Here is a 15,097-nt window from a genome sequence, read left to right on the forward strand (position 1 = left end):
CCAAAGCAAAATGCCGGGTATTTCTCTCGTAGCGAAACTGGATAGGAGCGTGCCGACTTGTGCAAATTTTCATCGTTAAGCAATCTCTACTTCTTTCAGCTTCCGGATACGTGATACTCAAATCTTGATACTTCTAGCTGGATACTAAACGAAACTAATCTTTTGACATACCTTCAACCGTCCGCCTTCAACCTTCATCCCTTTTTATATATCTTTACGATTCTAAAAATTATTATGGTAGATTTTAAACGTTTCACACTGTCTAATGGATTAAAAGTTCTGGTGCACGAAGATGCAACAACGCCAATGGCAGTTTTAAATATTTTATATGATGTGGGTGCTCGCGATGAGGACCCCGAAAAAACAGGCTTTGCTCATCTGTTCGAACATTTAATGTTTGGCGGTTCTGTAAATATTCCAAATTACGATGAGCCCTTACAAAGAGTAGGAGGCGAAAACAATGCTTTTACGAGTAACGACATTACCAATTATTATATTACGCTGCCTGCTGAAAACATCGAAACTGCATTTTGGCTGGAAAGCGACCGGATGTTGAGCCTGGCTTTTTCTGAAAAGAGCTTAGATACGCAGCGCAATGTAGTGAGCGAAGAGTTTAAGCAACGCTACCTGAACCAGCCTTATGGCGATGTTTGGCTAAAGTTGAGGCCCTTAGCTTACAAAAAGCACCCATACCGCTGGGCAACCATTGGTAAGGAACTTTCGCATATCGAAAACGCTACGATGGATGATGTAAAGGCATTTTTCAAAAAGCATTATACGCCTCAAAACGCAATAATGGTAGTTGGCGGAAACGTCAAGTTGGAAGAGGTGAAAAAACTGGCCGAAAAATGGTTTGCACCAATCCCCGCCGGTGATAAATATGTGAGAAATCTGGTTCAGGAGGAACCACAAACAGAAGCCAGAACGGCCACAATTAAAGCAAATGTGCCATTAAACGCGATTTATATCGCCTTTAAAATGCCGGAGCGATTGAGCAAAGATTATTATGCGTTCGATTTACTTTCTGATATCCTTTCTCGAGGCCAATCATCGCGTTTGTATCACCGATTGCTTAAAGAACAACAGCTTTTTAGCGATATTAATGCCTACATTTCGAGCAGTCTCGATCCCGGGCTTTTTATTGTTGAGGGAAAATTAATTGAAGGCGTCACTGTAGAAACTGCCGAAAAAGCAATTTGGGAAGAATTGAATAAATTAAAGACTGAATTGGTTTCTGAGCTGGAGCTTACAAAGGTAAAAAACAAAGTGGAGTCGGTTTTGGTGTTCTCAGAAATGAACCTGCTCGATAAAGCGATGAATCTTGCTTATTACGAACTGCTTGGCGATGCAAGTTTACTGAATCAGGAAACGGAAGAGTTTCTTAAAGTAACGCCCGATGACATTCAACGAATTTCGAACGAAACCTTTAACAAAAACGCCTCGTCAACCTTATATTACTTAACTGAAGAAAATGCTTAACAGAACACTGGCGCCTGATTTTAAACAGGTATCGACTATAAATTTTATTCATCCGCAGAAGCGCGAACTGTCTAACGGCGTTCCCGTTTTCACTATTTACTCTCGTGAACAGGATTTAGTGCGAATTGAATTTATTTTTAATAACGTAAACTGGAACTTAGAGAAGCCTTTACAGGCCATTGCCGTAAGTTCGATGCTAAATAACGGAACCAGAAAATTATCCTCGAAGGAAATTGCCGAAAGGATTGATTTTTACGGGGCATTTTTTCAGACCGAATACCTGCAAGATCAATCGAGTGTAACGCTTTATACGTTAAATAAGCATTTGCCTTTCGTTTTGCCTATTGTAAAGGATATTTTGTCTGATAGCCAGTTTCCGCAATACGAATTGGATATTTACATTCAAAATCAGAAGCAAAAGCTGCAGGTAAATCTACAAAAGAACGATGTGCTTTCGAGGAAGGCGTTTGCAAATGCCTTGTTTGGGAACACTGCTTATGGTGTGGACATTCAAGAGCGGCATTACGACGCCCTGAAACGCGACGATTTAATTGAATATTTTAACGAGGCTTATACCGCCAACAACTGCACCATTATTGTTTCGGGAAAGTTTGACGATGAAAGTCTCGAGCTTTTAAATGAGCAATTTGGTAAGGATTGGCGTGAGGGAAATGCCGTAAAAAACAAGTTCGCTTTTGCGGATACCCAAAAACAAGTTATTTATAACGAAAGGCCCGAAGCCATTCAGTCGGCCGTTAGAATGGGCAAAATTGCCGTTAACAGAAAACATCCCGATTTTCCGGGTTTGCAGATTTTGAATACGGTATTAGGCGGCTATTTTGGTTCGCGATTAATGAATAATATCCGCGAAGATAAGGGCTATACTTATGGCATCGGATCGGGTATTTCATCATTGCATGATGCGGGTTATTTTTTCATTGCTACCGAAGTGGGTACTGATGTTTGTGCCGATACCTTAACAGAAATTTACAAGGAAATTGACATCCTTAAAAACGAACTGGTAGAGGATGAGGAGCTCGATTTGGTACGGAATTACATGCTCGGGTCGATGCTTGGCAGCCTCGAAAATGTGTTTTCGCATGCCGATAAATTTAAAAACATTTATTTTGCGGGTTTAGACTACGATTATTACACCAATTATATCGAAAAGGTAAAAACCATTACCGCCGACGAACTTAAGGCTTTGGCGAATAAATATTTTACTACCGACGATTTTGTAGAGGTGGTAATCGGGAAGAAGTAGGATGAGAGTTACTATTAACCTGAGTTCGATTAATAACGTCTTTTTTAGGTTATATCTGCTATTAAACGTGACCTGTCGTCATCGTCAGCTTGACTGGGGATCTTAATGCAAAAGGGGGTATCACAACGCTTTAGTCCCGATAATCGGGACCGCCTGCGCTAGAATGACGTGGTGGCTTGGTAATGGGCTTAAGGTTGCTCCTTCAGCGGAAATAATAATCGAACTCAGGTTATTAGAGTTACTAACTTTAAAAAGTTGGTAACTCTATATTTAACAGAAGAAATGGGCTTGTGATGGCGTAAAGCAATTTCTGTAAAACAATTATACTAGAAGGATTGCTTCGACTCGCTCGTATCCCGTCTCGCAATGACGACTCTGCCTATTAATGCATAAATGTTAATTAGAATTCAGGATGCTGAACTTGGCACTAAACCTGCTTTTTTTCCAAAACTCTTATTAGCTGTAGCTTTTTTTATTGCATCCGGGTTTGTGCTTCAATCTGTTCGTTATACCAAAATTTTTGAGTGGTAAAATCTAAAGGCCAATCTTGTTGTGCTTTTGCTTTTATTGAATTATTTTCAATAGTAAGCATATATTCGTAAGCATCAATTTGTTCGTTTACCCAAAATTCTTGAGTAGTAAAATCATTCGGCCAATCTCTTTTTGCTTTTGCTTTTAATTTTTCAATTATTGCTTCTTTTTTTGTATCGGCTTTATCTTGTTCTCCATCAGCAACCGTTTCAGTTTGTGTTGTATTTGATTGTTCAGTTTCAATCACATTTTGGGTTTGAGTTGAAGTTGCAGAAGTTTCATCTTTACCGCCTAAATTTACAATCACAATCAAAGCAATAATTACAGTTACTCCAATCTTCCAGCCTTTCGAAATTGATGAGTTTTTCCAAAGTGCGTAAAGTCCAACCGGGAAAAAGATTATACATAAAATTACAACCAACCAAGTTCTTTCGTACCAAGCATTAGAATTTGGATTGTTTTTTCTGTAGAATTTAAAGTTATAGTTGATTGATAATTATTTGTTTGTTTTATTTCGGAAGTATTTATTTCACTTTCAGAAGACAATATTTGCGAAGTGCTAGAAAGAATATTTTCAATATTTTTCCTGTTTTTCCCCATATCGAATGCTCCTCCAAACATGATTCCTGTTTTTGGTGAAGAAGTAATTTGAACTTTTGTCCTGTTCTCGGAAATTTCAGATAATTGAATTGGAATATTTTCACCCCAACTATACAAACTAACCCCTGCTTTTACTACAAATCTACCTTGTAATTTATCTGCGTTTTCAATTTTCAATCCCTTAATTGAAGGAATTGCTCTTCTCATTGCCTCGAAGACTCTGTCTTTCGACATTGGAAATTCACTTTCACCATTGTGGTCTAAAAATGCCATAGTTTATTATTTATTTTAATTTTAATTATACATAGTTTGCAATAACGAATTTTACGGTTTTCAGTAATTAGAAAAAATATCTTGGTCTTTTTACGTTTTTCGAGCGATAAAGTTACAGCTAGCTCTAAAATAGACACAACAATTCATTTCAAACGCTTATAAACCTTAACGAATAAGAGAGTCGAATATCTAACTAAATCCTCGCCTGTATAAGCCCAAATCTTCCGTTTGTGCCTTTGCTCATTTAGGCTTCTTTAATCCACCACTACAACGTTTTCGCCAAAACCGCCTTTTGCTTATCAGCCTGATAAATTTTTTTAATAAAATCCACGTAGTCATTGTATTTCGCTGGCGGATATTTTTGATTACTCATGATTTGCGTCCGCGTGTACACAATTGTATTATCCTTGGCTGCAAACTTTGCGGTGTAGGTGCCAAATTCAGAAGTGATGGTTACATCTTGTGGAATAAATTCAACTTTGTAGCCAGTTGGTAGTGTATAAATAATCTCGTCTTCATCGTTATAACTGAACGGAACCGAGAAATATGTTTTCCTATCTTCCACCTTTAAGGGCACATGCTCTTTTCTATTGATCTGATTGACTACCAAAAACAGCTTATCGCCGCCCTTAGTCAAGAGTTTATTTGTTTTAAAACTGAGTTCTTCGGTAAGAACCGGCAAACTTTTATCTGGCTGAGTGTATTTGATGTTGATTAACTCATTAACAGGTATGGGGCTTCCTTCAATAATGCGCTTGCGGAGTGTAACAGGTTCGAGCAAGGTATTGTCAAAATTATCTTCAAATTGCGCATTGCCGTATACCGATTCTAATTTCAACAGGCCAGTTCCGTCTTCGTTCAAATCAATTTTTGTTTTCCTAATTTGATAGTTGTCTTTTGCGGTGTAAACAGGCGTATGTACAATTTTTCCACCATCTTCCGTAATCATTAAAACATCCCTGTCAGAATTGCTGTTGCCAATAAATCCCATCGGCTTGTACTGGCTTGTACACTCTAAAAAGGTGGTATCATTAGTCAGCGGTACACACAAAATCATGTGGTTGGCCTGGCCCATGCTTGAGTATTCTCTATTCAAACTCGGCATGTCGTTTCCAATTACAATCAGGTTCGATTTTATTCCTGCTTCCGAAAGCAGCGCCTTCATGTAATTCGAAAGCGCTTTGCAATCGCCGTAATTAACCTGAGCAACTTTCTCGGCCAGTATGGGCCTAAAGCCGCCAATTCCTAATTGAACACTCACATACCGGGTATTTTGTTGCAAATGATTGTACAATGCCCGAATTTTTTCTTTCGGTGTTTTGGCATCTTTAATTAAGTTTTGAACCAGTTGTTTGGTAGCATCGGGCAGCTTCTCACCACCTTTGTTCAAGTCGTAAATCCAGGCACCAAAGCTTTTCCAATTGTTGAAATTGCCGGTAGAGCCATCGTATTCAAACTGATCTGGCGAAGCCTTAACCCACGATGAAATTTTGTCGATACCGGTAGCTAATGGCTCGTAAACTAAGGCCGGTTTATTTGCACTTGCCCACTTGTATTGCACTTTATCATCTGCGGTGACGGAATCGGTTTTTAGGCCTTTTGATGTAAGATACCGCAATTGATAATTTTTGTCTTTTTGAATGGTATAAGACGATTTCTCAACCGAAACGTTGTAGCCCTTAAAATCTCTCCACGATGGAAAGTATAAAAGACCCTTAAAATCTTGTTTGTAACTATATTCGATGGTGTAGGGGTAATTAACACTCACAAATTTTAATCGCTTAACCCGGTTGTCATCAAATATAGAAAAATCCGAAAGGAGGCTTTGATCCTTAATTTCAGAAGATCGGTAATCTTTTACCTTTTTGCCACTAGCATCGTACAAGGTAGCTTTGATGCTATAAATGTTCGAAAATTTATCGTACACCTCGTTCATTTCAGCAAAGTCATCGCCTGCTTTGTTTAGTATTGTAATCGCTATTTTATATTCAAACTGTCCGGCACCCAAATTCTTGATGTCGAAAAATTGTTCTTCATTCCGTACCACCGCAATTGCATCCTTTTTTAAGTTGGCAGGAATTTTTGCAACATGATAGGCGCCCTGGCAGGCAGCGGCAACACCATAAAGGGATAGCGCTAAACTCAATAAACACTTTGTCATGCTTTCTTTTTAAATACAATTTGTTCTGCCTGTCTCTCTACAATAGCTTTAAATAGCGCTTGTAAATCGAAGTATTCTTCCGGTGTATAAAACGACTTATTAATGTTAATTATGCTTTTCACCATTAAGACTTTTCCCTGTGCAACGAAGTTAATGCTGAACGCTCCCTTATCATCTGGCAACTTATAAATGCCGCCCTTGGGCAACTTTTCAACCTCATATTCCTCCGGAAAATTTAAAGTAATCCTGAATGTCTCCCGAAAAGGATAGGCAAAATCAACCGGAAATTTGCGCTTGTCTTGCTTAAATAGGTTTTCCTTTGTCCGCTCGAAAAGGAGCGGGGTGAAATAAACCAGATTTCCAGCTTCTTCAACGTTGTCTTCGATAACAACGTTGATCGATTCCGTCAGGAGATTATCAAGACTATCAAGATTTAAAATCTCATACTTCAAAACTTCCAGTCCCGTCTTGTCTGTTTTGAAACCTTTAACAAATTCATCCTCATTATTCGTGTTTCTGTATCGGTTCCTCAATCGCAATGCAGAATATCCTTTCGAATACTGATTAATTACACCAGTGAGTTTATTATCGGTGCCTAGCGTAAAATTGTAAGCGTATATTTTTTCGTCTATAGCCTCGGGCTCTAACGAAATCCATCTGCCGTTTTTGTTTTTTAAGTCTACATAAAAACCCTGGTGACTGAGGTTTTCATAATCCAACATGCCAACAGGCAGATCGATATTCGTCGCATCTAAAAAGTAGGTTTTTCCAGCAATTTGTATCATCCCGACCACGTTATCGAACGCCGACAATATGGGATAGCCAGGGTGCATCCCATTCGAACGTGTGCTGATCAAAACCGGGTGAGCGTTTAAGTTAGCTTCTTTCAATAGGTTGATCAGGGCAAGGTTGATGTCTGCTGATGATCCGGTTTTCTTTTCAAAAATCACTTTTGGATTCATTTCAGATGTGTACCTTTCATAACTTTTGTTCCATTTCAAGCTGTGCTTAACATGGTTGGTAATTAATTTTACCATTGCCAGGGTGTCTTTTTCTCCTTTTAGAATCTGTGGAAGTACCGATTTTGCATAACCGCCTTTATCGATATATTCACCAAAGTTCTCGTGCTCTGCCAGGATGCCAACAATTTTTGGCCAGGTTCCGGTATGGTCTCTGTAAACATCGCCGGGAAAATTGGTTGCCCTCAGCTCAAACTCTATCTTCGGGATGTAATCGTCCATTGTGGTTACATACCGCTCATCTTTCAGGGCAGGTACGTTTTCGAGAAAGTACGTATCTAAAGTCGCCGTCGATGATAAGCCTGCTGCATAGGTTGCGTTTACTACCTTATGAATGGGGTGATTGACCAGATAATAGCCGGTTAAATTTTGCTTGTAGTGGTAATACTCAGGAATTCTGACGTTGAATTCGGTATAGAGGGTTGGCACTCTGGATTGAAACTTCCAGGGGCGCAGGGTAAAGATAAAATCAGATTTGATTTTGTATTTAAATTCGATTATCGATTCCTCTTTAACATTGGGCAATGCAAACTTTTTGATCTCATGGTTTTTATCAAAATCTTCGGTAAACTTGGCATCTTTGGATAATTTACTGGTTACCATTTTTCCATTTACCATGTTATAGGTAGCGGCATCCATGTAACTTAAATCCTCTTTTTGTGAGTTACTGCTTCTGTAAAGTTGTAGTTCGAAATTTGCCAGGTCGTAACCACTTTTAGTTAAAATTTTATAGCGGATGTGCCTTTCGAAAACGGATACGAAGCGACCTGAAAAAGATTCATATTCGAAATAGCAGTCGCCGATGTCGAATAGCTTAATGGCAGATGCGGCAGAGTCTACGCCTGTGGCTTTTGTTTCAAATTCTTCCGGCGAAATTTTTCCGAACTTGACTTCTCGTCTCTCGAAGGTAGATTTTTGGGAATAGGCAGTTTGGATTCCAATGCAAAGCACCAGAAAGAAGAGTTTGAGGGCGTTTTTGGTCATAATTAAGATCCCTAAGTTTAAGTTTTAAGTTAAATTGGGATGTTAATTAAAGAGAGTTGATGGACGAATATAGTAAAAGTAATGGTATCTTCAATGCATATTTGTTGCGTATTTGTTCCTTAACGTAATCACAAAACGAAAAAATCGTGCGATTTCATCATTATCTTATTCATAATCAGCAAGGTAAAAAGGTAGTGTTTTTTTGCCTTGCAGGTTAAAACCTAAAGCTGGTGGCTTAACGGCTTTCTAATGTTGTGCCTTCTTAAACTCCATTTGTCAGCGAAGCTCAATATTTATCTATTTTAGATTTTGTACTTTTATTTTCCTTGTATTTTCGTATCTTTGCCTGGCAAATAATAACTCCTAATTTATTTGCTATGCAACTCGACCCCACAAAATTTATTGCTACAGGTTTAACTTATGACGACGTACTTTTAGTACCCGCATATTCCGAAATCCTGCCTCGTGATGTAAATACAAGCACTTTCTTAACAAAAAAAATCAAGCTTAACGTACCGTTGATTTCTGCAGCAATGGATACGGTTACCGAAGCTGAACTGGCCATTGCTATTGCGCAAAACGGAGGTATTGGCATGTTGCACAAAAACATGACGATTGAAAGACAAGCTAATGAGGTGCGCAAGGTTAAGCGCTCGGAAAGTGGAATGATTCAAGATCCGGTTACGCTATTGGAGACTGCAGTTGTAGCCGATGCTTTTAAAATTATGAAAGAGCATAAAATTGGCGGTATTCCGGTGGTAACGAGCGACAATAAATTGGTAGGCATTATTACCAACCGCGATTTACGTTTCCAAAAAAACATGGCAAGGCCGATTGCTGAGGTAATGACCAGGGAAAATCTGATCACCGCCCCAGAAGGAACAAACCTTGTACAAGCAGAGGAAATTTTACAATATCATAAAATTGAGAAATTACCCGTGGTTTCGACGGATGGTTACCTAAGCGGTTTAATTACTTTTAAAGATATTTCGAAGGTGAAGAATTATCCTGCTGCCTGTAAAGACGAACGCGGGCGTTTGCGGGTAGGTGCGGCCGTAGGGGTAACAGCCGATACCTTGCAACGTGTTGATGCATTGGTGCACGCTGGGGTAGATGTAATTACGATCGACACGGCTCACGGCCACTCGAAGGGAGTTGTAGATAAATTGAAAGAAGTTAAAGCGAAATATCCCGATCTTCAGGTAATTGTAGGAAACATTGCAACGGGAGCAGCAGCTAAATTTTTAGCCGATGCAGGCGCTGATGCTGTTAAAGTAGGTATTGGCCCAGGCTCAATTTGCACAACAAGAATTATTGCCGGTGTTGGTGTTCCTCAGTTATATGCCGTTTTCGAATGTGCAAAGGCATTAAAAGGCACAGGGATTCCGGTTATTGCCGACGGTGGTATTAAGCACACGGGCGACATTGCAAAGGCAATTGCCTCGGGTGCAAGTACTGTTATGGCAGGTTCGTTGTTTGCCGGAGTAGAAGAATCGCCGGGCGAAACCATCATTTATGAAGGTCGTAAATTTAAATCTTACCGCGGTATGGGATCTATCGAAGCCATGGAACAGGGATCTAAAGATCGTTATTTCCAGGATGTAGAAGATGACATTAAAAAACTTGTCCCTGAAGGAATAGTTGGTCGTGTGCCATTTAAAGGGACCCTAGCCGAAGTAATGTATCAGTACATTGGCGGTTTGCGGGCAAGTATGGGTTACTGTGGTGCTGCCAGTATTGAAGCATTGCAAGAAGCACAATTTGTACAAATTACCGCTGCGGGTATGCGTGAAAGTCATCCACACGATATTACAATTACCAAAGAAGCGCCAAACTATACCAGGTAGTTGGGAAGTCTGAAGTTGGTTTAAAAGTCCGAAGTCGGGAAGTCCGAAAGTCGGAAGATTTTAACCCATAGAAAGAAATACAGCGGAGCATCGAAAACGATTGCTCCGTTTTTAATCGTTCAGTCGTCAATTCGTGCGCATCCGAGAAATCTTTCACCATAAAAACGTTAACAATAGATAACGGAGCATCGAAAACGATTGCTCCTTTTTTAATCGTTCAGTCGTCATTTCGAGCGCAGCCGAGAAATCTTTCACCACAAAAACGTTAACAATAGATAACGGAGCATCAGAAACGATTGCTCTGTTTTTAATCGTTCAGTCGTCATTTCGAGCGCAGCCGAGAAATCTTTTACCATAAAAACGTTAATAATAGATAACGGAGCATCGAAAACGATTGCTCCATTTTTTCGTTAGAATTCTCCCTATCACCCTGAGCATTTCGGCTGGAGTTCATCTTGAGCGTAGCCGAAAGGGTCAAAACAGGCTTAGTCGAAGGGCAGACGTTAATAGATTGTTCTATAAAAAGAAGTCTCCGACTCCGCTCAGACTGACACCTGAGGCTAAAAAATTGATAGATAACGGAGCATCAGAAACGATTGCTCTGTTTTTAATCGTTCAGTCGTCATTTCGAGCGCAGCCGAGAAATCTTTTACCATAAAAACGTTAATAATAGATAACGGAGCATCGAAAACGATTGCTCCATTTTTTTGTTAAAATTCTCCTTGTCACCCTGAGCATTTCGGCTGGAGTTCATCTTGAGCGTAGCCGAAAGGGTCAAAACAGGCTTAGTCGAAGGGCAGACGTTAATAGATTGTTCTATAAAAAGAAGTCTTCGACTCCGCTCAGACTGACACACGAGCCTAAAAAATTGATAGATAACGGAGCATCCGAAACGATTGCTCCTTTTTTAATCGTTCAGTCGTCATTTCGAGCGCAGCCGAGAAATCTTTCACCATAAAAACGCTAACGATAGATAACGAAGCATCAGAAACGATTGCTCCTTTTTTTCGTTAAAATTCTCCTTGTCACCCTGAGCATTTCGGCTGGAGTTCATCTTGAGCGTAGCCGAAAGGGTCAAAACAGGCTTAGTCGGAGGGCAGAACTTAATAGCTTGTTCTATAAAAAGAAGTCTTCGACTCCGCTCAGACTGACACACGAGCCCATAGATCCACTGGTGACTAATCAATCTATCAATCCAACAAAAAACCTGCTCCTCCGATACCACGTTCAATCGTGCTCTCATCGCAAATAAAATATCTTCCGAAACTTCGTAAAATAAATTATTCAAAATAAAATTTGGCAGTAACCATTTTTTAATATATTTGTCGACTAAATCTATAGATTTAATATAGTAATGAAATTTTGAGCGCTTTAACCGCTGTTAATTAGAAAAAATTATCCCGAATCCATCAATCAAAACACTCGCACACATTCCTAAAAAATTATGAAACAAAATTTATTTCTCCTGGTGTTTTTAACACTTTCCGCAAAATTTGCCGTCGCTCAAACTTCCATAAAGGGCATTGTAAAAGGCGCTAACGGCATCACGATCCCCAATGCGACTATCAAAATCAGAGGAACCAATATTGCTGCAATCGCCGATGTCGACGGTGCATTCACAATCGATGCCAAACAACAACCTCCATTTTATATACAGGTGAGCTCGGTAGGGTACAAGCCACAAGATTTTCAGGTATTGGCATTACAAGATACACCACTCGAGCTTGTTTTGGTAGAGAATACGCTGCTCGATGAAATTGTGGTAACCTCGAGGCGGCGATCGGAAGTATTGCAGGATGTACCGATCCCGATTACGGTTATTGGCGGCCACGCAGCAGAAAATGCGGGCGCTTTTAATGTAAACCGGCTGAAAGAACTGGTTCCATCGGTACAGTTATATGCTTCCAATGCAAGAAACACGACATTGAATATCAGGGGCTTAGGTTCTACCTTTGGTTTAACCAACGATGGGATAGATCCCGGAGTAGGGTTTTATGTAGATGGAGTTTACCATGCCCGTCCGGCAGCCACCTCTACCGATTTTCTTGATATCGAACAAATAGAGGTAATCCGCGGTCCACAAGGCACGCTGTTCGGCAAGAACACCACGGCAGGAGCATTTAATATTACCACTACCAAACCCACCCAAACGCCAACTGCAAAAGTGGAGATGAGCGTTGGAAATTACAATTTTATTCAGGCAAAAACCTCGGTATCCGGAGGAGTAGCGAAAAATCTGGCTGCCAAAATATCCATTTCGGGCACGCAACGCGATGGTACCATTTGGAATACTTTGGAGGAAAGAAAGTATAGCGGCCATAATAATCTTGGTTTCAAAGGGCAGCTTTATTTCACGCCATCCGATAGGCTCAAAATATTACTCAGTGGCGATGTAAGCGTTCAGCATCCGGCGGGTTATCCCCTGGTTATCGCTGGCGTTACAACAACCGAGCGAAGTGCCTATCGCCAGTATGCGCAAATCGTTTCAGACTTAGGCTATCAGCAACCCAAAATCGATCCGTTTTCGAGGGAAATCAACACCAATACACCGTGGCGACATAATCAATCCATCGGCGGACTATCGTTAAACGTTGATTATAAAATTGGCAATGGCACATTAACTTCTACAACCGCATGGCGATTTTGGAACTGGGATCCAACTAACGACCGGGATTTCTCGCAGCTTTCGGCGCTCACCAAATCGCAGGGCAATTCCCGTCACGACCAGTATTCGCAAGAGGTTAGGTACGCCGGCAACATAGCCGAAAAATTAAGTGGTGTAATTGGCGTCTTTGCGCTTGCCCAAAACTTACAGGGCCTCGATCAAACGGAAGAAGTTGGGAAAGATCAATGGCGATTTGTACAAACCAGTAATACAGGTTCTCAGGCTTTGTACGCAACGCCCGGCCTGCTTGATGGCTTCGGTATTAAAACCAACTCTACCATCAAATCGTTAAGTGCCGCCATATTTGGGCAAGCGGACTGGGAAATTGTAGAGCACCTACATGTTTTGCCGGGTTTGAGGTTCACATACGATAAAAAGGATGTTGATTACAACAGAAACACTTATGGCGGCCTGCAAACCACCGATGCCGCTTTGCTTGCGCTCAAAGCTGCGGTTTACAGCAATCAGGAATTTGCAACCAATGTAAGCAACAAAAACTTATCCGGAAACATCACGGTATCTTACCGCCCCACGCAAAAACTGAACGTATTCGGAACGTTTTCTACCGGATATAAGCCCGTTGGCGTTAACGTTGGCGGCTTGCCAACTACCGCAAACGGACAGGCCGATTTATCGTTGGCTGTAGTAAAACCAGAATATGTAGAACACTACGAGTTGGGCCTTAAAACAAAACCATTTAAAGGTGCAATATTGAATGTTACCGCTTTTAATACCGATATTAAAGATTATCAAACCAACGTACAATCGCCGCAGTTGGGCGTAAACCGAGGCTACCTCGCCAATGCCGAAAAAGTAAACGTTAAGGGCCTCGAAATTGACGGAACCTATCAGTTAGAACAATTTTTAACGCTAAACGCTGCGCTGGCTTACCTCGATGGAAAATATGTAAAGTTCACCAATGCGCCACTGCCGCTTGAAGAAACCGGACACACAGAAATCATTAACGGCGTTGCCACGCAAGTGGCCTTTAAGGATGCATCAGGAGGCCGATTGCCGGGCATTTCAAAATGGAACGTTTCAGGCGGTGCCGAATTTAGCAACCCAGGCAACCTGGCAACAAAGCCCGGAAGATATTTTATCGCCGGCGATGCAAGTTATCGTTCAACCTACTCATCAAACCCAACCCCATCAAAGGTGCTTAACGTTCAGGGTTATGCCTTACTGAACGCAAGGTTAGGGTTTAGGTCTGAAAAATTCTCCGTATTTGTTTGGAGCAGAAACCTGACCAACAAAAATTATTATGAACAGCTACAGGCAGCCGCTGGCAACTCTGGCTTATACGCAGGCGTACTCGGCGACCCAAGAACCTACGGTGCAACATTCCGTTACAGTTTTTAATTTTTAGCTTTTTCTCTCTCTCTATATTTGGTTAAAGGCGTCGGAATTTTTCGGCGCTTTTTTATTATTTTATAATGATGTTGGCGCTGCGCAATCGTTTTGTTCCCAATAAAAATTTATAGAGCGGCGATAAAATATTAACTTCGGTAAATTTTTTAGCCCAAATGAACAAATTAAAAGCAATTTGCGTGTATTGTGGATCGAATTTTAACGGCGATCCTCACTTACGCAGCGGTATAAAGCAGCTTGCAAGCATCTTGGTAAGCGAAAAGATCATGCTGGTTTACGGCGGCGGAAGTGTAGGCGTAATGGGTGTGCTGGCCAACGATGTTCTGGAACTGGGCGGAAAAGTAACAGGCGTAATTCCACAGTTTTTAATGGACAAGGAAGTGGGCCATAAAGGACTAACAGAAATGATCGTTACCGAAAATATGCACCAGCGGAAACAAAAAATGGCCGATTTAAGTGATGGTTTCGTTATTTTGCCGGGAGGCTTTGGTACATTAGAGGAATTTTTCGAGGTACTTACCTGGCTGCAACTGGGGCTCCACACTAAGCCAATAGGTGTGCTGAATATCAACGGCTTTTACGATCCCTTGTTTGCTCAGATGGACATGATGGTTAAAAGCAAGTTCCTGAAGCCAGCGAACCGCGATTTGGTGTTTAATGAAGACAATGCGGAAACTTTAATCAACAAAATGGACAGTTTTTCTGCTACACCTGATGAAGTGTGGTTTAAGGAAAGAAATTTGACGTAGTTTTTAGTTTCCAGTTTACAATTACTAATGAATTAGTAAACCAATTGTCATCCTGAGCGGAGTCGAAGGACAATGAACCAATGACCAATGAACCAATTGTCATCCTGAGCGGAGTCGAAGGATATGAACCAATGAACTAATGAACCAATTGTCATCC

9 protein-coding genes are annotated in these 15,097 nt (G+C 40.8%); 5 read left to right on the forward strand and 4 right to left on the reverse strand.

Annotated elements, in window-relative coordinates; translation table 11 throughout:
* Positions 1–234: 234 nt before the first annotated feature.
* Together IZT61_RS00415 and IZT61_RS00420 are read left to right on the forward strand one after the other, a co-directional pair.
* Complete coding sequence (locus IZT61_RS00415; protein WP_196099245.1) at positions 235–1,479, forward strand: M16 family metallopeptidase; 1,245 nt, start codon at positions 235–237, stop codon at positions 1,477–1,479.
* Complete coding sequence (locus IZT61_RS00420; RefSeq protein ID WP_196099246.1) at positions 1,472–2,743, forward strand: M16 family metallopeptidase; 1,272 nt, start codon at positions 1,472–1,474, stop codon at positions 2,741–2,743. Before IZT61_RS00415 ends, IZT61_RS00420 begins: the two co-directional genes overlap by 8 nt.
* A 472-nt stretch (positions 2,744–3,215) precedes the next feature.
* Here the strand turns inward: IZT61_RS00420 and IZT61_RS00425 are convergent, their stop codons facing one another.
* From IZT61_RS00425 to IZT61_RS00440, 4 genes are all read right to left on the reverse strand, one after another.
* Positions 3,216–3,695 (reverse strand): hypothetical protein, encoded by a 480-nt coding sequence (locus tag IZT61_RS00425; RefSeq protein ID WP_196099247.1) that lies wholly within the window; start codon positions 3,693–3,695, stop codon positions 3,216–3,218.
* Positions 3,686–4,147, reverse strand: a complete 462-nt coding sequence (locus IZT61_RS00430) for a hypothetical protein (protein WP_196099248.1) — start codon at positions 4,145–4,147, stop codon at positions 3,686–3,688. Before IZT61_RS00430 ends, IZT61_RS00425 begins: the two co-directional genes overlap by 10 nt.
* A gap of 265 nt (positions 4,148–4,412) precedes the next feature.
* Positions 4,413–6,308 (reverse strand): DUF3857 domain-containing protein, encoded by a 1,896-nt coding sequence (locus IZT61_RS00435; protein WP_196099249.1) that lies wholly within the window; start codon positions 6,306–6,308, stop codon positions 4,413–4,415.
* Positions 6,305–8,311 (reverse strand): DUF3857 domain-containing protein, encoded by a 2,007-nt coding sequence (locus IZT61_RS00440; RefSeq protein ID WP_196099250.1) that lies wholly within the window; start codon positions 8,309–8,311, stop codon positions 6,305–6,307. Before IZT61_RS00440 ends, IZT61_RS00435 begins: the two co-directional genes overlap by 4 nt.
* 377 nt (positions 8,312–8,688) lie before the next feature.
* On the opposite strand from IZT61_RS00440, the gene guaB reads away from it, so the two are divergent.
* The 3 genes from guaB to IZT61_RS00455 all read left to right on the forward strand — a co-directional run bounded on the left by guaB (position 8,689) and on the right by IZT61_RS00455 (position 14,940).
* A complete protein-coding gene (guaB, locus tag IZT61_RS00445) occupies positions 8,689–10,158 on the forward strand; it encodes an IMP dehydrogenase (protein ID WP_196099251.1) in 1,470 nt (489 codons plus the stop codon).
* A gap of 1,444 nt (positions 10,159–11,602) precedes the next feature.
* The gene (locus tag IZT61_RS00450; RefSeq protein WP_196099252.1) at positions 11,603–14,182 is read left to right on the forward strand and encodes a TonB-dependent receptor; all 2,580 of its coding nucleotides are present in this window, start codon (positions 11,603–11,605) and stop codon (positions 14,180–14,182) included.
* A gap of 164 nt (positions 14,183–14,346) precedes the next feature.
* Positions 14,347–14,940, forward strand: a complete 594-nt coding sequence (locus IZT61_RS00455; protein ID WP_196099253.1) for an LOG family protein — start codon at positions 14,347–14,349, stop codon at positions 14,938–14,940.
* Positions 14,941–15,097 lie beyond the last annotated feature (157 nt).

The organism is Pedobacter endophyticus (assembly GCF_015679185.1).
Classification (GTDB): Bacteria; Bacteroidota; Bacteroidia; order Sphingobacteriales; family Sphingobacteriaceae; genus Pedobacter; species Pedobacter endophyticus.